The following is a 17,766-nucleotide window of genomic DNA, read 5'->3' on the forward strand; positions in this document are numbered from 1 at the left end:
TGACCATCCAGGGTTGCGTGTCATTTGAGGAGAAGCCCGGCCAGCAGTCCGAGCTCGACGGCGACGATGAAGCGGGTGCCAGCCCAGCGTGGCCGGCCCGGTCTGCTCGCGGGGCCCGGCCAGCTCGCGTTGAGCCAGACGAGCCACACGAGCGGCAGCGTTGCGGCATAGATCGAATACGTTTGCGACAGGCTTGCCAGGCGCGAGAGCGACACGTTGATGCCGAGCGCCAGAATCAGCAGGGCATTCAGCGCGACCCGAATGGCGCGCGCCGACAGGAGATAGGGCTGCAGTGCGGTGGTGCCGACCTTGCGCGAGAACTTCCAGAATTCGTAGCCGGTCCACATCGAACCCGCTACGCACACCACGACGTAGAAGCTCAGTTCGCGCCCAGCAACGTCGCGCCACAAGAAAAAGCCGTACATGAAGATGGCCAAGGCCGCACCCTCGAAAACGGGTAGGCACAGCAGCGGGTGGGTCGGGAGCAGCCGCTTGAAGACGAACGGCGCGGCGAAGGCCAGTGCGGTGGCGGCAGCGGCGGCCGTCCTCGCGTGCCCCATGCCGGTGTTCAGCGCAACGAGCAGGATCGCGCTTGCCGCGAGGCTGGCGACGAGGCGTGTGCGTCGCGCCTCGCGTCGCGCCAACAGCGCGTGCCCGGCGGGATAGTCGCGTTCGAGGTCGTCGAGGTCGTCGATCAGGCGAAGCTGGATGAACAGCAAAAAAAACGACGCAAGACCGGCCAGCAAGCGCCAGCCCGGTTCAATGGCGACGCCGGCTATCCGTCCGTATAGCAGCAGCGAGCAGACGAACGCGCCGGCGATCGGCACCGCCTCTGCCGCCAGCGGCATGCGACCGAGCGTGTGGCCGAACGCGGCTGCCGCAGTGGCGAGCCGGCCACGTCTCGCATGCGGGGTGACCAGCGAAAGGCGCGGGCTCATGTGCGCAACCCCTCATTGGCGTCTACACGGACGGCGGCGTGCCGGATGCATAGGTCCACTAGCGATCCGACCGTGAAATACGCTTCGGCGCGTTCTTCGTTCAACGCTTCCAGCGGCAGACGCTCGATGCCAAACACCTGCTCTAGTGCGACCACCGCTTCGACGAGCGACAGCGAGTCGAGGCCGAGATCTGCGATCAGCGAACTGTCGAGGCGAATCTCAGTGTTGAAGTCGCGCTGATGCTCGCGGCAGACGCGCAGTAACTGCGTGCGTACGACGCCGAATACGGTGTTGCGCGTCGACGCATTTTTCGATGTGCTGGCCATGCTGGGATCCTTTCCGTTCACGCGTTGCTCGACGCGGCGTAGCGCCACGGCAGTGTCTGGCCGCCGGCCAGGATGCCCTGTGGATGCGCGAGCGCGACAGGCTCGATCGCCAGCTCCAGGCGGACGGCTTCGAGTGGCCGCTGCAACGCTTCTTCCCAGCGGTAGGAAAGGGGAATGCGCGCGCGCTTGCCACGCAGCCACGCGCGGCGCAGAAAACGATGGACCCAGAAGTTCGGCCACCACGGCGCAGTCAACGCGGTGCCGAGCAGACCGACGATGCGCGCACGCATCGGTTCAAGCCCGCAGTCGAATGCGAGAAGCGAGGTCTCGCCGGCCCAGTCCTGGCCATAGCCCGTCAACACGTGCAGCAGGTCATGAATGCAGCCGCTGCGCTCGATGAACCACTGACGGTCCGGGCCGGGGAGGATTTCTTCGAGGCCCGCGGCCAGCCGGCTCGCCTGCAGCAGACCATCGGCGCTGTAGCCGCTGTGCCCCATCATCGCCATGTAAGCGCGGCCGAACGAGCCCGGCGGCAAGCGCAGCAGCGTGTCGGAATCCGCGAGCGTGCCGAGCAGTGACGGCTGCTCGGCAAGCAGCGCGCCGGCGCCGGGCTCGCCGAGAAAACGCTGGTACATCGTCTCCATCTGGCCGCCGTCGAGCGCGATCATCACTTCGTAGGCATGCTGAATATCGTCTACGTTCGCCCTCAACGCCTTGATCGCCCGCAAGGCGCGCGGCCAATCGATGTGGCGTCGCGCCAGCGCGTCGTCCTTCAAGGTTGTTGTCATCTGCGGCTCCCGGCAAAGATCAAGAGGGCGGGTCACGAGTGGCAATCGACCGGTGCCTCGCGATTCGGGTTCGGCTACGGCAGGAAGGAATCGAGGCAGGCCGGCCACCTACTGTGGATGCTTTTTGCAGGGTTCATGCCAGTCGTGCGTCGGCAGCACGAAGGTCGTCCTCATTCCCTGCAAGAACGGACCGAAGTGCCCAGATCTCAAAAGGCCGCGCGGGTTTCGCGCCGATTGAAGTGGAGTCTGCGATTTGCCGACGCACGTTCGGGGCGAGCCCGTCGCAGCCTGCTGGATGTCGGTGCCGGGCCAACAGGTGAAGCGCATCTGTTGGTTGCAGATCGACTGCGGGACATTCGATGCCGGCCCGGTACGCATGCCGACGTCCAAACATCTAAACGTGCGCATGTATCGCGCTGCCCTTTGAAATCTGGCTGCCCGCTTGCGTCATTGCTTCTGACGAGGACTCATGTCGCACTGCAAGAGCGTGCCTGGCACGAACCGTGCGCCAGGAGCGCGAACAATGAGTGGTGCGTATTGATGGTCGCGAAACGTATCGCTTGGGAATACTCACGAGGATGGAGGTAGAGCAATGAATCAGGCATGGAAGGCGAAAGCGGGGCAGTTCCTGCCGGGTGCGAATCTGACTGTGTTGCCGCACTGGGAGCGCGACGCGGTACCGAGCTACGATCGTGCCGAGGTCTCGGTGCCAGGGCGCCTTCACTTCGCGGTATTCGACTTTATGCAAATGGCGCCTGGCTTCGGCGGCGGCGGACTCGGCGTATCGACGAGCACGGTCGGACACCGGATCACCGTCACGAAGACCACCAACGGCGAGGGCGGCTGCGACGTGCCGAGCGGGCGGCACATGCTCGAGTTGTTCAAGCGGGCCGTCGGCTACGCACGTGACGACATCCGCGTCGATCGGGTGCGCAGCATCCAGCACCAGCACAGCGGCTTCGGCTCGAATGTCTCGTTCAACACCGCGACGCTCGCCGGCTTGAACGCGTTGTTCGGCTCACCGTTTTCGCCGCACGACATGTGGGAAATGATCACCCGCAACTACGTCGAGACCGCGAAGGATGACGAGCACGTGTATTTCGGACTGGAGACCGGCGTCGGCGAAGCGTGCCTGTTCTTCGGCGGTCTGGTCTGGGTCGACGAGAAGCACGGCAACGGCCGTTTTCTCGGCAACCTGAGTTCGGAAAACCTGTGGGTGACCACCGCCGTTGGCAACTACGACACGCTATCGACCGAAGCGCTGCGCGCCCATGGCGAAGGCGCGGACATGTCCGGCACCACCGAGGCGGGCTTCGTGCCGACGCATTTTGTCGAGTGGCAGAAGCGCTACGGCACCGCGTGGCGCAACTTCATCGAACAGAAGTTGCGGCCGGCACTGCATCGCAACGACCTGTTCGCGTTTCTGAAGCACGGCTGGGAACTCAACAGCATGAGCAACATGAAGGTGCTCGAAGGCATTTTCCGGACCGACGTGATGCGTGAGTTCGACGAGACGATGCAACGCGAGGGCGCGGTGTACGCGGGGATGAGCAGCGCGGGTCCGGGCTTCTATGCATTCTCCGACTGCGAGGACAAGGCGAAGCACCTCGCGGCGGTGATGATGCATCGGTTCAGTGATTTCATGAGCGAGATGACGGTGGCCCGCGCGGGCCAGAAGATGTCCATCGACGTCGCCGTCTAGGCGCATTCCTGCGAGCCCTCGCGAACCTTTCCACCGAGACTGATCGAACATGGCCAAGCGCGTCACCTTCGTCAACACGAACCAGATCAAACCGGCGATTGCGCCGATTGCGTTCGACTACCTGTCGGCGCCGATGGAGCGAGCCGGGTTCGAGCTCGATTTGCTCGACCTGTGCTTCTCCGACGATTGCGAGGCGGCCATTTCCGCGCACTGCCGCACCGCCGCGCCGGATTACTGGGGGGTGACGCTGCGAAATACCGACGACGTCTATTTTTCCAGCGGCTACAGCTTTCTCGACAGAATCAGGGACATCGTCGCGTTGCTTCGGCGCGCGCGCGCGGTTCCGGTCGTGATGGGCGGCGCGGGCTACTCGGTGATGCCGGAAAAACTGCTTGCTTACCTCGACGCCGACTTCGGCATCGTCAGGGAAGGCGAATTCAGCTTTCCCGAGCTGCTGACCTGCCTCGAAGAAGGCGGGAGCTTCACGCACATACCCGGCGTGGTCTACCGCGATACGGCCGGGGTGCGCGCTACGCCGCTCGCCCCGAACGCATGCGGACCGCTGGCCAGCATAGGGCCTCACAAACGCGAGCTGGTCGACAACTCCCACTACTTCGCCAAAGGCGGCCAGATCGGCATCGAAACGAAGCGCGGTTGCAATCGCTCCTGCATCTATTGCGTCGAGCCGCTGATTAAAGGCCGCACGGTGCGCATGCGCGAACCCGATGATGTCGTCGCCGAGATGGCATCGCTCGAAGAACGTGGGGTCAACGTCTTTCACATCAACGACTCGGAATTCAATCTGAGCGTCGCGCATCCTCTTGCGCTGTGCGCGGCCATCATCCGGCACGGGCTCGCCGGCAAAATCCAGTGGTATGCGTACGGGATGCCGCGGCCGTTTCCCGATGAACTCGCGGCCGCGATGAAAGCAGCCGGTTGCGTCGGCATGAACTTCGGCGTCGACACCGCCAGCGAAACGATGCTGAAGATACTGCGCCGCACCTTTAGCGCCGACGACATCGAGCATGCGGTCAATACGGCGAAGCGCCACGGCCTCGAGCACATCATCGAGCTGCTGTTCGGCGCCCCCGGCGAGACGCAGGAAACCGCGCGCGAGACGATCGAGTTCATCAAGCGGGTCGATCCGGAGCGCGTTTCGGTGACGGTCGGGCTGAGGATTTTCCCTGGCACCGAGCTCGAGCAGATGATTCGCCGCGAAGGCCTGCACGTCGGAAATCCGAATCTTCACGGCCATATCGAAGGCAACGACGATCTGCTGCATCCGGTGTTCTATCTGCCGACCGCATTGGGCCCGGACCCGCAGCAATTCATTGCCGATCTGATCGGCAATGATCGGCGGTTCTTCGGGACCAACGCGAGTCTGTTCAACTACAACGCGAACGACGCGCTAGTCGAAGCGATCGCGCAAGGCGAACGGGGCGCGTATTGGTCGATCCTGAACCGGATCGAGAAACGCTTCGAAGCGGCCCACGACGCTCGCGGTTGTCACCGCACGTCCGCGGCCGGCGGCGATGCGGATTGGGCACCGATCGAGGTTGTGCCGATCGAGCAAAGTGCCTGATGCGGTGCGCGATGCCCGAAGCGGCCGGTCATCCAGTGGCCTGCGTACTTTCAACCCAGGAGGAGTGCATGCTTTTAGAAAACAGCCAGCCTGAGCCGTACAGGATCAAGATGGTCGAGCCGATCAGGCTGATCGACCGCGAGCAACGGCAGGCGCGGCTTGTCGCCGCCGGGTACAACGTCTTTCGCCTCGAAGCAGACGACGTCTACATCGATCTGATGACGGACAGCGGCACCTCCGCGATGAGCGCGAACCAGTGGGCCGGCATCATGACCGGCGACGAATCATATGCCGGTTCCCGCAGTTTCACGAAGTTGACGCAGGCCGTGCGGGACATGCTCGGCTTCGAATACGTATTGCCAACCCATCAGGGCCGGCCGGCCGAGCACTTCCTGTTTCGGACCCTCGTGCGCCCAGGCCAGGTGGTGCCATTCAACGCGCCGTTCGATTCGACCGAGGCACACGTATCGATTGCCGGCGGGACCGCGATACCGTGCGTCGCCGAAATCGGCTACCAGCCCGCTGTCGAGCACCCGTTCAAGGGCGACGTGGATGTGCAGAAGCTGCGCAACGTGATCGAAAGCGAAGGGCGCGACAATGTCCCGCTGATCATGGTCTCGCTGACGAACAACGCGGGCGGCGGCCAGCCGGTATCGATGGCGAACCTGCGCGCGGTGAGGGCGTTGGCCGATGAGTTTGCGATTCCGGTCTACTTCGATGCGGCGCGCTGCGCGGAGAATGCTTACTTCATCCAGCAGCGCGAGAGCGGCTATGCGAACCGGTCCGTGGCGGAAATTCTGAAGGAGCAGTTTTCCTATGCCGAGGGCTGCACGTTCAGCTGCAAGAAGGATGCGCTGGTCAACATCGGCGGCTTGCTCGCGACACGGTCGCGCACGCTCTATGAGCAGGTCGTGCCGTTGCTGGTGCTGTACGAAGGTTTCGTCACCTACGGAGGGATGGCGGGCCGCGATCTCGAGGCACTCGCGATCGGTCTGCGCGAGATGGTCGACGACCGATACCTGCAACACCGCGTAGGTCAGGTCGAACGGCTAGGGGACACACTGCTTGCCGGCGGCGTTCCGATACTGAGACCGACCGGTGGACACGCGGTGTACGTCGATGCGGCCGCCTTCCTGCCCCACCTGCCGCACTCGCAGTTCCCCGCCGAGGCGCTGGCTGCCGAGCTTTATCTGGAGGGCGGCGTGCGCGCCGTCGGTCTGGGCTCGTTGGCGTTCCTGAAAGAAGATCCGTCGACGGGCATGGTTAGCGCCCCGAGGCTGGAACTGCTGAGACTGGCCATTCCTCGCCGCGTCTACACCGATAGCCACCTCGCGGCGGCTGCCGCCGCGTTGATCCGGGTCTACCAACGACGCGATGCGATTCGGGGAATGCGCATCGTCTCGGCACCGTCGATGCTCAAGCACTTCACCGCGGTCCTCGCGCCGATCGAGGCCCGTGAGGGGATGCTCGCGGAGTCTCGGGAAGTTATGGTCTGAGGTGATTTCATGTCGAATGGTGTCTTCGAAACGCTCGAGCTCAAACCGCATGCTTATCCGGGGGTTCTGGTCACGTTGTGCGGTGTGGATGGGGCGGGGAAGTCGTCACTGACGGAAAGGCTCCAAAGCGCGTGCACGCGTGCGGGGCTCAACTGCGTGACGACGTTTACGCCGACCCGTAGGATCCGCAAGGATGCGCTGTTCCGGGATATGGTGGACAGCCACTGGCATACATCGAGCGCCGGTTCCGGACTCGACGTACACCGACGGCGCGTCGACATGCTGGGCATTCTGCTGTCCATCATGGGAGACCTCGTCCAGCATCTGACCGACACGGTCATACCGGCACTGGAACGCGGCGACGTCGTTTTCTGCGACCGTTACGTGTTCACCTCTCAGGCTGAAATCGGCACGCGTTCCGATCCCGCTGAGACTGCGCCGGTGCTCCGCAGCATCGCCGGTCATTTGCTGCGTCCCGACGTCGCCTTTGGTCTGAACGTTTCCGGCGCGACTTCACACCGTCGCGTGCGGGCAAGGAACGACGAGAACGACCAGCCGCCGCCGATGAGCTTTCTGACGCGTCAGGTGGCGGCCTATCGTGCCGTGTTCGAGGTCAACGGCGTTGTCGCGCTGGATGCGGAGCGCAGTCTCGACGAGACGTTCTGTCAGGCACTCAGTCATCTCGTGGCTATCGACCGTATTGCGGGGCGGTTGGGCTCTCTCGGGGCGGAATGTCCTACACGAAGCGTGGCGGCATGCTGAGGCTTCGACCTGCGCCCGGGAAGCCGGAATCGGGCATCGAGGTATGCGACAAAATGCGCGTCGACACGTTTTGATGAGCATCTATCCTTCGAGGAAGGACCATGATGCATGGAACATCAGAGCCAGGGAGACGACGATGCTTAGCCCACATGAGATCGCAACGCTCATGCTTCTCGAGACAAACCCCCGTCCAGAAAATTTCGATCCCGGCGATCTCGACGCGTTGTGCGGGCGCCAACTTGTATTTCTGGAAAAGCTCGCGTCCGGATGCGCGCGAGGGCGTCTGACCGCGCAAGGACGCTCGGTATTGCGGTCGGTCGGGAGGGTGAACTAGTGCCTCGCTCTGCATCGCCTGGGAGCTGTGACCTTCAGGAGCAATCACATGCAATACCCAGTCGCGCGGCGGGCGGTGCAGACAATGGTTCGCGAACATCAACGGCTGTCAGCGGTGGTCAACGGCATGACCCGGTTTGTCGCGTTATTGTCCGCAGGCGCGCCTGCGCCCGAACCGATGCTGATGCGGGCCATGCTTTGCTACATTCGGGAATATCCGGAGCAGGTGCATCATCCGAAGGAAGACAAATATCTGTTTGCGCGCTTGCGATCACGCACGGACGGACTGGACGACGTCATCGACGAACTGGAGGCGCAGCATGTCGCAGGCGAAGCGCGGGTACGTGATCTTGAACGCGCGCTGACCCGATATGAACTGACCGGGTATTCGGCGGCGCCAGCCTTGCGGACGTTGGTTGATGAATACGCGGCGTTTTACAGCCATCACAGGCGCCTGGAGGAGGAAGTGATTTTGCCGGCCGCGTTGCGTTTTCTTACTGCGGCCGACTGGATGGAACTGGACGAGGCGTTCGGCGCCAATCGCGATCCGTTCAGCGGCAGCGAGATCGAAGGTGAAATGGACCGTTTGTTTTCGTTGATCGTCAGTACCGTTTCCGAGTCGATTCAATAAGAGTGGGCAGCACCGGAATGTGACGGGCGACGCTCGCGCTCAGCGGGCTAGGCCGCCAACGGGACGGCGCCGGTACATTTGATTTCATCGAGGCAAACGCTGGACTTGACTCCGCTCACGCCCGGAATGCGCATCAGCGTATCCAGCAGAAACTCCGACAGCGCTTTCAGGTCTTGCGCCACGACCTTGAGCATGTAATCGATATCACCCGTTACGACGAAGCATTCCTGAACCTGGGTGAGTTCCGAGATCATTCGCTTGAACTTCGACAGGTCGCGGACATGGCCTCGCTCCATCGTCACCTGGATGAAGGCCACTACGCCAAAACCCAGCAGCTGCGCGTCGAGCCGCGTCTCGTAGCGTTTGATCACACCCATTTCCTCGAGCCGGCGATGCCGCCTCAGCGTTTGCGCGGGCGACAGTTTGATCGCCTGCGCAAGTTCGAGATTGGAGATGCGCCCCTGGGACTGAAGGATCTCCAGTAAACGCACGTCGATTCGGTCGATGTCGATTGCCTGCACTTTTATTTCCTCGTTCTCCAGTGAAATGAAATGTTAATGCACAAATCAGGGTTTGTCTGCGTCTGCAAGGAAATCCAATTGCGTCGATAAAAATTTACACTGAATACAAATGGCGCTGCGACGACGCCGGCAAATGCGTTGAGAGAGTGGTCCGAGGACGCTGCCTGCGTGGCGATTGGAGAAATTTGCTTTCATTGTTCCGACACCCGGCACCACTCGGTGCCGGGTGTCGGAACAAATCATTCACCCTCTGCTGAACCTGAGAGATCATGGCCGACCTGTTTGACAATCCAATGCAACTGATGGGCTTCGAATTCGTTGAATTTGCCTCGCCCGTACCCAATGTGCTCGAACCGCTGTTCGAGCAGATGGGCTTCACACTGGTGGCTCGCCACCGTTCGAAGGACGTGCTGCTTTACCGCCAGGGCGAAATCAACTTCATCGTCAATCGCGAGCGCAACAGTGCGGCCGCTTACTTTGCCGCCGAGCATGGCCCGAGTGCGTGCGGCATGGCATTTCGCGTGAAGGATTCGCACAAGGCCTACGCCCGCGCGCTGTCGCTAGGGGCTCAGCCGATTGAAATCGCAACCGGTCCAATGGAGCTGCGATTGCCGGCAATCAAAGGCATTGGCGGCGCACCGCTTTATCTGATCGACCGCTTCGAGGACGGCAAGTCGATCTACGACATCGATTTCGAGTTCATCGAAGGTGTCGAGCGGCGGCCGGCCGGTCATGGCTTGCGCCTCGTCGACCACCTCACGCACAACGTCTATCGCGGCCGCATGACGTATTGGGCCAACTTCTACGAGACTCTGTTCAACTTCCGTGAGCTACGCTACTTCGACATCGAGGGCGAATACACGGGTCTCACGTCGAAGGCGATGACGGCCCCGGACGGCAAGATCCGCATTCCATTGAACGAGGAATCTGGCAAGGGGAGCGGGCAGATCGAGGAATTCCTGATGGCCTTCAATGGCGAGGGCATTCAACACATCGCGTTCCTGACGGACGATCTGATCACGGTTATCGACAATCTGCAGATGGCAGGCGTGCCGCTGATGACGGGGCCCAACAGCTACTACTACGATGCGCTCGAGACGCGCTTGCCGGGCCACGGTCAACCGGTGGGCGAATTGCAATCGCGCGGCATCCTCCTCGACGGAACGACGGCAGACGGGTCGCCGCGCCTGCTGCTGCAGATTTTTTCCAAGCCGCTGCTTGGCCCTGTCTTTTTCGAATTCATCCAGCGCAAGGGTGATGAAGGTTTCGGCGAAGGCAATTTCAAGGCGCTGTTCGAGTCGCTCGAACGCGATCAGATCGAGCGGGGCACGCTGAAGGTTTGACGCGCGTACAACCCCGTTGATAGCCGCTGCAACTATACCTATTCCAGCAAGACACGGCACCGGCGCCACAAGCGCCGGCTGTGAGGCCTCGGCACGCTTCGCCTGCCCGACCAGAGCAGGCGAAAAGCGAGGCGTGGCGTCCAGAACCAACCGCAGGACACAGGAGACAACATCGTGGCACACCAGCAACAGGGCACGCTACAGCGCGGCCTGAAGAATCGTCACATTCAGTTGATCGCGCTAGGAGGCGCAATCGGCACCGGCCTCTTTCTCGGCATCGCGCAGACCATCAAGACGGCAGGACCGTCCGTGTTGCTCGGGTACGCGCTCGCGGGCATCGTCGCCTTCTTCATCATGCGGCAACTCGGCGAAATGGTCGTCGACGAGCCGGTTGCGGGATCCTTCAGCTACTTCGCAGGCAAATACTGCGGCCAATTCTCCGGCTTCGTGTCCGGCTGGAACTACTGGGTGCTGTACGTTCTCGTGTCAATGGCAGAACTGTCGGCCGTTGGCATCTACATGCAGTACTGGTGGTCCGGTCTGCCCACGTGGGTCTCCGCGCTCGTCTGCTTCTGCGTCATCAACGCGATCAACCTCACCAGCGTGAAGTCGTACGGCGAGCTCGAGTTCTGGTTTTCGATCGTCAAGGTCGCGGCGATCGTCGGCATGATCGGCTTCGGCGGCTACCTGTTGATTTCGGGCCACGCAGGCCCTGACGCGGGCGTGGCCAATCTCTGGCGCCACGGCGGCTTCTTTCCGCACGGCGTGTCGGGCCTCGTGATGGCGATGGCTGTCATCATGTTCTCGTTCGGTGGACTGGAACTCGTCGGCATTACGGCCGCCGAGGCGGAAGATCCTTCGCACACCATCCCGCGCGCGACCAACCAGGTGATCTACCGGATCCTGATTTTCTACGTCGGCGCACTCGGCGTGCTGCTGTCGCTGTATCCGTGGGAAAAAGTCGTTACGGGCGGTAGCCCGTTCGTGCTGATCTTTCACGCGATGAATAGTAACTTCGTCGCCAACGTGCTCAATGCGGTGGTGCTCACCGCCGCGCTGTCGGTGTACAACAGCGGCGTCTACTGCAACAGCCGCATGCTTTACGGCCTCGCAGGCCAGGGTAATGCGCCGCGCGCTCTGCTGAAGGTGAACGCCCGCGGGATTCCGCTCGTCGCGCTGGGTGTTTCCGCCGTGGCGACGGCTACCTGCGTGGTGATCAACTACCTGATGCCCGGCAAGGCATTTGAACTGCTGATGGGGCTCGTCGTCTCGGCGCTCATCATCAACTGGGCAATGATCAGCATCATTCATTTGCGCTTTCGCGGCGCGAAAGCGCGAGCCGGTGAGACGACCGTATTCCGCAGCCTGGGCTATCCGCTCACCAACTATCTGTGTCTGGTGTTCCTTGGCGGCATCCTGGTGGTGATGTGGCTGATACCGGATCTGCGCATGTCGGTCTACCTGATCCCCGTTTGGCTCGTTGCGCTGGGCGTCGGCTATCGCTTGCGCAATCGGCGCGCGGACGCCTCGGTACCGGTTGGTGTGCCGATGCGCTAGGCACCGCGTTTCTGCAATCATTTGGCCTAATCCAGGGAATCAGCATGTTTGAACACATCGATGCCTATGCGGGCGACCCGATCCTCACGTTGAACGAGAACTTCGCGAAGGATTCGCGCGACCATAAGGTCAATCTGAGCATCGGCATCTATTACGACGATCAAGGCCGCTTACCGGTGCTGCAAGCCGTACGCGAGGCCGAACGACAACTGCTCGCCGAGCTCGGTCCAAAGCCGTACCTGCCGATGGCGGGCTTCGCCCACTACCGCGATGCCGTGCAATCGTTGGTGTTCGGCGACGACTCGGCGGCGCGTACCGAGGGGCGCATCGCGACTGTGCAGACCTTGGGCGGCTCGGGCGCGCTCAAGGTCGGTGCGGATTTCATCAAGCGCTATTTTGCGGGCTCACGGGTATGGGTCAGCGATCCGACGTGGGAAAACCACCGTTTCATCTTCGAGCGCGCGGGATTCGAAGTCGACACATACCCGTACTACGACGAATCGAGCGGCGGGCTCAAGTTCGAAGAGATGCTATCGGCCATCGACGCGCTGTCGGCGCGCAGCATCGTCCTGTTGCACGCGTGCTGTCACAACCCGACGGGCGTCGATCTGAACGACGCGCAATGGGTGCAACTGATCGAGGTCATCAGGAAGCGGACCCTGCTGCCATTCATCGACATGGCGTATCAGGGCTTCGGCGCGGGCATCGACGCGGACGCATTTGCGATTCGTGAACTCGTGCGCCAGAACGTGCCGGCGTTGGTGGCCAATTCATTCTCGAAGAACTTCTCGCTGTATGGCGAGCGGTGCGGCGGACTGTCGGTGATTTGCGAGTCGCCGGATGTTGCCGGGCGCGTATTGGGTCAATTGACGAGCGCTGTGCGCGCGAACTACAGCAATCCGCCGACGCACGGCGCAAAGATCGTAGCGCGCGTGCTGACGACACCGGCAATGCGGCAATCATGGCAACAAGAGCTTGCATCGATGTGCCGGCGCATCATGCGTATGCGTGCGGAGATCCATGAACGCCTGCGCGGCAAGGTGCCGGACACGATGCTCGCGCGCTACCTCGAGCAGCGCGGTATGTTCACGTACACCGGGTTGTCGGCCGACCAGGTCGACACGCTGCGCGAACGGCACGGCGTCTACTTGATCCGGTCCGGGCGCATGTGCGTCGCCGCGCTCAATGACAACAACGTCGCGACGGCTGCGGAGGCCATCGCGAGGGTCATCTCGCGGGCAGGCGATTGAGACTACTGCCGCAAGCCTGGAGCCGCGGCTGGACGCGCGATCGGTCCGGCTAACGTGCGCGCGATGGCGGATCGGTTCCAGACCGACGTCGAAGCCGTCGCTAGCGCTCTCGACGCGGTGCGCGGCATGGAAATCGTCCTTTTCAGTTTCGGCGCGCGCTCGCGTTGCCGCTGTGCTTGAGCGTCGGATCGAGCAACGAACCCTTGACGTCGAGCGAAGACGCTTGCCCGAGTTTCGCGTAGTCGTTCTCGAGCCATACGTTCGCCACTTCGCGGCCACGCTCGAAGAGCGTTTTGAGCAATGACCACGACGTGCTGCTCTTGGAAACAAAACCGAACTTCGCGAGAAAATCGTCGTCGCGAATCAGGTGAAACCTGACGGGCTTGAAGCGGCTTTTGCGCGCCGCTTCCTCGCCGACCGAGTCGAGCACACGGTTGACCGCTTCGATCGCGTTGATCTCCAGTACGACGGACGCGTTGAAACCGATTTCATTGAGCCGGTCGAGAATGCCGCGCGCGTCTTTAGGCGGCATGTCGTGGCGCACGAACGGATTCGCGAGCACGAGAATCAGGTCCTGGGCATGGGCGATCAACGGTGCCAATGGTGGGTTGCCCAGATAGCCGCCATCCCAGTACGGTATGCCGCCCACGCTGACGGTGCGAAACTCGCTCGGCAGGCATGCGGATGCGCGCAACACGTCAATGGAAATCTCGGGGCGGGTGAAGATTGCGCGTTGGTTGGTTCGTACGTCGGTTGCGCAAATGAACAGTTGCGGGCCATCGCGCGTGGTATTGAGCGCGGCGAGATCCTGTTCGGGGAGGGCGGAACGAATCACCGGCCCGAGCGGATCGCGGTAAAACGGATTGCCGTAAGGCGAAGCGACGAGTCCCACGGCCTCCAGCATGATGGCGGCGGGATTCCAGTCGATATTCCAGCCGCCGAATGGGCCGGGTTCGGAAAAGCCGAGGAGCGCGTTGCCCGCCAGCGCACCGGCGCGCGATACCGCTTCCCAGAAGGCGCGCAGCATCTCGCGTGCTTTCGGTGCGCCGCTGGTTGCGAGACCCGCCGCGCACAGCGTCGCATTGATTCCGCCCGCGCTTGCGCCGCTGATCGCCGCGATATCGAGCGGGGTTGCCTGCGACGAAGCCTCCAGCAGACGGTCGAGCACACCCCACGTGAAGGCGCCGTGCGAACCGCCGCCTTGCAGGGCAAACGCGACCTTGGGGCCGTTCTGTCGCGTCGGGTTCCGGGGTTGCTCCATCGCCATGGCTCCTTCGCGTCTTCATCGCGTTCCCGGCAATCTTACGCGCACGCGAGGATACTTGCGTCGGAAACGTCGAGCCTTTAATGGTTCGTCCTGTCCCGCATGCCATGGCGGATCGCCCTGGATGCTGCGATACTATTTATAGTCGCTATAGTCGCGCGCTGCGTAACCTACTAAAACGATCCATGACAAAGAGGTTGACTGACACAAACCGGTGTGCCGGGACGGCATCGCGGGCTCACAGCTTTCGTTCGGGGGTACCTGGATGAAACGGCATCTCGATCTGGATTCCCGAGGCGCGATCACGCTAAACGGGCTGGCGCGCAGGCTGGGGCGTACCCGTGAGCAACTGATGCATCGCTGGATCGCCGAGACCTCGGAGCAGGCCGCGCACGCCGATGCGGACAGCGGGCAGGGACTCATGGGCTGTTTCGCCTATATGCTGGACGAAGTATGCGCTGCCCTGCTGGTCGCCGAGAGCGACGCGCCACTATCCGTGCATGTGGCTGTCGCGCACCCCGGCAGGTTCTGGCCAGAGGGCTGGCGGGTCACGGATCTGTTTCGCAACATCGATCTGATGCAGCGCTTTCTGAAAGACGAGATCCGCGCGTATTTCGGTCCGGTTGCGACTTCCGTCGAGGTTCACATGCGGGCACACGACATCGTCGAGCGCACATTTCGCGCGATGATCGAAAACGCCATCGAGGCGCAAATGCAACGTCAGGCCGCCGAGGTGGCGGCGGCGCAGGGCAGCCTCCACACGGCGCTGACCGCGCTGAAGCTCACCGAGGAGCGGCTGCGTGTCGCGACGAGCGCGGCCGGCATCGGCATCTTCGAGTGGTGTGGCGCCTCGCGACAAGGCGTGTGGGAAAACCGCCAGATGTACGACATCACCGGGCAGCCCGAGGAGAGGGGACCGTTGACGGAAACCGAGTTCATGACGTCGGTCGTTCATCCCGACGATGTCGAACTGCTGAAATGCCATTTTCAGTCCCGGCTGGTCTCCGGCGAGCCGGTGCATGTCGCGTTCCGGCTGCACCGCGTAACCGACCGCGCGCTCAGGACCGTCGAAATGTTCGGGTATCTGCGTCCGCCCGCTCAGCAGGACGATTACACGTTCATTGGCAGCTTGTGCGACGTGACGGAGTGGACCGACGCGGAGGCGAAATTGCAGGACGCCGATCGCCGCAAGGACATCTTTCTGGCCACGCTCGCGCACGAGCTGCGCAACCCGTTGGCGCCCGTGCGTAACGCCGCGCATCTGCTGGGCCACGGCGCGGGAGCCGATCCCGCCAAACGTGAATGGCTGCGCAATGTGATCGAACGCCAGACCGGCCACCTGTCGCATCTGATCGACGACCTGCTCGATGTATCGAGGATCACCACCGGCAAGATCGAGTTGAAGCGCGAGGTCTTCGATATCAGGCTGGCACTCGACCACGCTCTCGAGATCACGATGCCGGCTGCGTCGCAGCGGCATCACGACATCGTGCGTCTGCCGCTCGCGCACCCAGTGTACGTCCACGGTGACCCGGCGCGAATCACCCAGACATTTGCCAATCTGCTGGATAACGCGATCAAATACACCGACGACGGTGGCCGGATCGTCGTATGCGCGACGCTCGTCGGTCAGGAGGTATCCGTTACCGTGTCGGACACGGGCACGGGTATTTCGGGCGACGCACTGCCTCACGTGTTCGATCTGTTCGTACAGGGTTCCTGCCACGGCGAGCCGTCCAGGGGCGGTCTTGGGATCGGGCTCTCGGTGTGCAAGACGCTGACCGAGATGCACGGCGGGACCATTGTCGCCAGGAGCGAAGGCAAGAACAGAGGCAGTGAATTCGAAATACGTCTACCCGTTTGCCGGGGCAGCAACCAGCGGGCGAAGGACGGTGCCGAAGCAGGTCGACCGCCGTCCGATCCATTGCGTGTTCTGATCGTCGACGATAACAGCGATGCCGCGCTCTCGCTCGCAATGATTCTCGACGCGCACGATGTGCGCACCGCACACAGCGGGGAAGAAGCGCTTCAGATTGCCGCTGCCTTCGAGCCGCAGATCGTTTTCCTTGATCTTGGTCTGCCGGGAATCAGCGGCTATGAGGTTGCGCGTCGGCTGAGGGATCGTCAGGCGGCTGGCAAGCGCCTTGAAATCGTCGCCGTGTCGGGCTACGGACAGCCCGAGGACGTGGCTCGCTCAGCGGGAGCGGGGTGTGATAGTCATCTCGTCAAACCCGTCGATATCGAAGAACTGCTTGCGATCATCAGGCGAATGACCAGCGAAAATCCGTCCACCGCGTAGTTTTCGATCGACCCTCTTTGTGCGAGGCGGCGTTCTGGGGCGACGACGAAAAGCACTGTTAGGATTTCCCCGCTTATCAGTCGACTTCCCTCGCGGGAACGACGTGGTGGGCGAGGGCGTCGGCGGTTTCGCGCCCGGAGACGAGGTCAATGTGATCCCGTCGTTCTCGATGAATCGGTACTTCACCTACGGCGAAGTCATCATCGTGCCGGACCATGCAGTCGTCAGGCACCCGAAATCTCTTTCCTTCGCCGAGGCCGCGTCGGTGTGGATGATGTTCGTCACCGCATATGGCGCGCTGATCGAAGATGCGAAGGTGGGCGCCGGCGACTATGTCGTCATACCGGCCGCTTCGAGCAGCGTTGGACTGGCAGCGATCCAGCTAGCGAATTACGCGGGGGCGACGTCGATCGCGGTCACGCGCCATGCTGGCAAGCGGCAGCAGTTGTTCGACGCGGGTGCCGCACACGTGGTCGTGACGGACGAGTCGGACCTTGTCGAAGCGATCATGCGGATCACGGATGGAAAGGGGGCTCGCGTCGCTTTCGATCCGGTCGGCGGCCCGAACTTCGCGAAACTGGTCTCGGCGCTGTCCTTCCAGGGGATCGCGTATCTGTACGGCGCGCTAGACGAACGTGCCACGACGCTGCCCGTGCTGCCGATGATCGACAAAATGATTTCCGTGAAGGCGCACAACATCTGGCTGACGAGTGGCGACCCAACGCGCCGAAAGGATGCGGTGGAGTTCGTGCTCAAGGGGCTCGAAAGCGGCTCGCTGAAGCCGGTCATCGATCGCACCTTTGGGTTCGACGACATCGTCGACGCGCACCGCTACCTCGAAACCAACGGGGAGGTGAGGCAACGCGCTGCTTTTCCGCTTGATATTGTCTTTCCGCGTTCGCTCAAGCGCGGCCATCGCGAAGTGCTGAGGTCCAGTTCATGCAGCATGTGGCGGCATTGGGGTAGCGCATGAC

16 protein-coding genes are annotated in these 17,766 nt (G+C 62.3%); 11 read left to right on the top strand and 5 right to left on the bottom strand.

Going from position 1 to position 17,766, the window contains the following annotated elements:
• Positions 1 to 20: 20 nt before the first annotated feature.
• From HDG37_RS26195 to HDG37_RS26205, 3 genes are all read right to left on the bottom strand, one after another.
• Positions 21 to 827, bottom strand: a complete 807-nt coding sequence (locus tag HDG37_RS26195) for a hypothetical protein (protein ID WP_311541599.1) — start codon at positions 825 to 827, stop codon at positions 21 to 23.
• A gap of 107 nt (positions 828 to 934) precedes the next feature.
• On the bottom strand, positions 935 to 1,264 hold the full coding sequence (locus HDG37_RS26200; protein ID WP_221312137.1) for a phosphopantetheine-binding protein: 330 nt from the start codon (positions 1,262 to 1,264) through the stop codon (positions 935 to 937).
• A 17-nt stretch (positions 1,265 to 1,281) separates the two neighbouring features.
• Positions 1,282 to 2,052 carry a Coq4 family protein gene (locus HDG37_RS26205; protein ID WP_184052516.1) on the bottom strand — a complete coding sequence of 257 codons (771 nt, stop codon included), beginning with the start codon at positions 2,050 to 2,052 and terminating at the stop codon, positions 1,282 to 1,284.
• A gap of 592 nt (positions 2,053 to 2,644) precedes the next feature.
• Between HDG37_RS26205 and HDG37_RS26210 the strand changes: the two genes are divergently transcribed.
• The 6 genes from HDG37_RS26210 to HDG37_RS26230 all read left to right on the top strand — a co-directional run bounded on the left by HDG37_RS26210 (position 2,645) and on the right by HDG37_RS26230 (position 8,558).
• Positions 2,645 to 3,754, top strand: a complete 1,110-nt coding sequence (locus HDG37_RS26210; protein ID WP_184052518.1) for a hypothetical protein — start codon at positions 2,645 to 2,647, stop codon at positions 3,752 to 3,754.
• 49 nt (positions 3,755 to 3,803) lie between these two features.
• Positions 3,804 to 5,336 carry a B12-binding domain-containing radical SAM protein gene (locus tag HDG37_RS26215; protein WP_184052520.1) on the top strand — a complete coding sequence of 511 codons (1,533 nt, stop codon included), beginning with the start codon at positions 3,804 to 3,806 and terminating at the stop codon, positions 5,334 to 5,336.
• Between the two features lie 68 nt (positions 5,337 to 5,404).
• Complete coding sequence (locus HDG37_RS26220) at positions 5,405 to 6,832, top strand: tryptophanase (RefSeq protein ID WP_184052679.1); 1,428 nt, start codon at positions 5,405 to 5,407, stop codon at positions 6,830 to 6,832.
• 9 nt (positions 6,833 to 6,841) lie between these two features.
• Positions 6,842 to 7,594: an AAA family ATPase gene (locus HDG37_RS26225; RefSeq protein ID WP_184052522.1), complete on the top strand. Its 753-nt coding sequence runs from the start codon at positions 6,842 to 6,844 to the stop codon at positions 7,592 to 7,594.
• A 136-nt stretch (positions 7,595 to 7,730) separates the two neighbouring features.
• Entirely contained in the window at positions 7,731 to 7,928 is a 198-nt protein-coding gene (locus HDG37_RS39490) for a hypothetical protein (protein ID WP_260335049.1), read from the top strand.
• Between the two features lie 48 nt (positions 7,929 to 7,976).
• The gene (locus HDG37_RS26230) at positions 7,977 to 8,558 is read left to right on the top strand and encodes a hemerythrin domain-containing protein (RefSeq protein WP_184052524.1); all 582 of its coding nucleotides are present in this window, start codon (positions 7,977 to 7,979) and stop codon (positions 8,556 to 8,558) included.
• Between the two features lie 47 nt (positions 8,559 to 8,605).
• On the opposite strand, the gene HDG37_RS26235 is transcribed toward HDG37_RS26230, so the two are convergent.
• On the bottom strand, positions 8,606 to 9,079 hold the full coding sequence (locus tag HDG37_RS26235; RefSeq protein WP_184052526.1) for an Lrp/AsnC family transcriptional regulator: 474 nt from the start codon (positions 9,077 to 9,079) through the stop codon (positions 8,606 to 8,608).
• Between the two features lie 269 nt (positions 9,080 to 9,348).
• Here HDG37_RS26235 and hppD point away from each other — a divergent pair, with 269 nt between their 5' ends.
• The 3 genes from hppD to HDG37_RS26250 all read left to right on the top strand — a co-directional run bounded on the left by hppD (position 9,349) and on the right by HDG37_RS26250 (position 13,229).
• On the top strand, positions 9,349 to 10,422 hold the full coding sequence (hppD, locus tag HDG37_RS26240; protein ID WP_184011854.1) for a 4-hydroxyphenylpyruvate dioxygenase: 1,074 nt from the start codon (positions 9,349 to 9,351) through the stop codon (positions 10,420 to 10,422).
• A 174-nt stretch (positions 10,423 to 10,596) separates the two neighbouring features.
• On the top strand, positions 10,597 to 11,979 hold the full coding sequence (locus tag HDG37_RS26245) for an amino acid permease (RefSeq protein WP_409260245.1): 1,383 nt from the start codon (positions 10,597 to 10,599) through the stop codon (positions 11,977 to 11,979).
• 44 nt (positions 11,980 to 12,023) lie between these two features.
• Entirely contained in the window at positions 12,024 to 13,229 is a 1,206-nt protein-coding gene (locus tag HDG37_RS26250; RefSeq protein WP_184052528.1) for an amino acid aminotransferase, read from the top strand.
• A 142-nt stretch (positions 13,230 to 13,371) separates the two neighbouring features.
• Here HDG37_RS26250 and HDG37_RS26255 read toward each other — a convergent pair whose 3' ends face one another.
• The gene (locus HDG37_RS26255; RefSeq protein ID WP_184052530.1) at positions 13,372 to 14,490 is read right to left on the bottom strand and encodes a patatin-like phospholipase family protein; all 1,119 of its coding nucleotides are present in this window, start codon (positions 14,488 to 14,490) and stop codon (positions 13,372 to 13,374) included.
• Positions 14,491 to 14,758: 268 nt separating this feature from the next.
• On the opposite strand from HDG37_RS26255, the gene HDG37_RS26260 reads away from it, so the two are divergent.
• On the top strand, positions 14,759 to 16,792 hold the full coding sequence (locus HDG37_RS26260) for an ATP-binding protein (RefSeq protein WP_184052532.1): 2,034 nt from the start codon (positions 14,759 to 14,761) through the stop codon (positions 16,790 to 16,792).
• 106 nt (positions 16,793 to 16,898) lie between these two features.
• Positions 16,899 to 17,765, top strand: a complete 867-nt coding sequence (locus HDG37_RS26265; protein ID WP_311541600.1) for a zinc-dependent alcohol dehydrogenase family protein — start codon at positions 16,899 to 16,901, stop codon at positions 17,763 to 17,765.
• The last annotated feature ends 1 nt before the right edge of the window (position 17,766 follow it).

It is taken from the genome of Paraburkholderia sp. MM5384-R2 (genome assembly GCF_014201025.1).
Classification (GTDB): domain Bacteria; phylum Pseudomonadota; class Gammaproteobacteria; order Burkholderiales; family Burkholderiaceae; genus Paraburkholderia; species Paraburkholderia tuberum.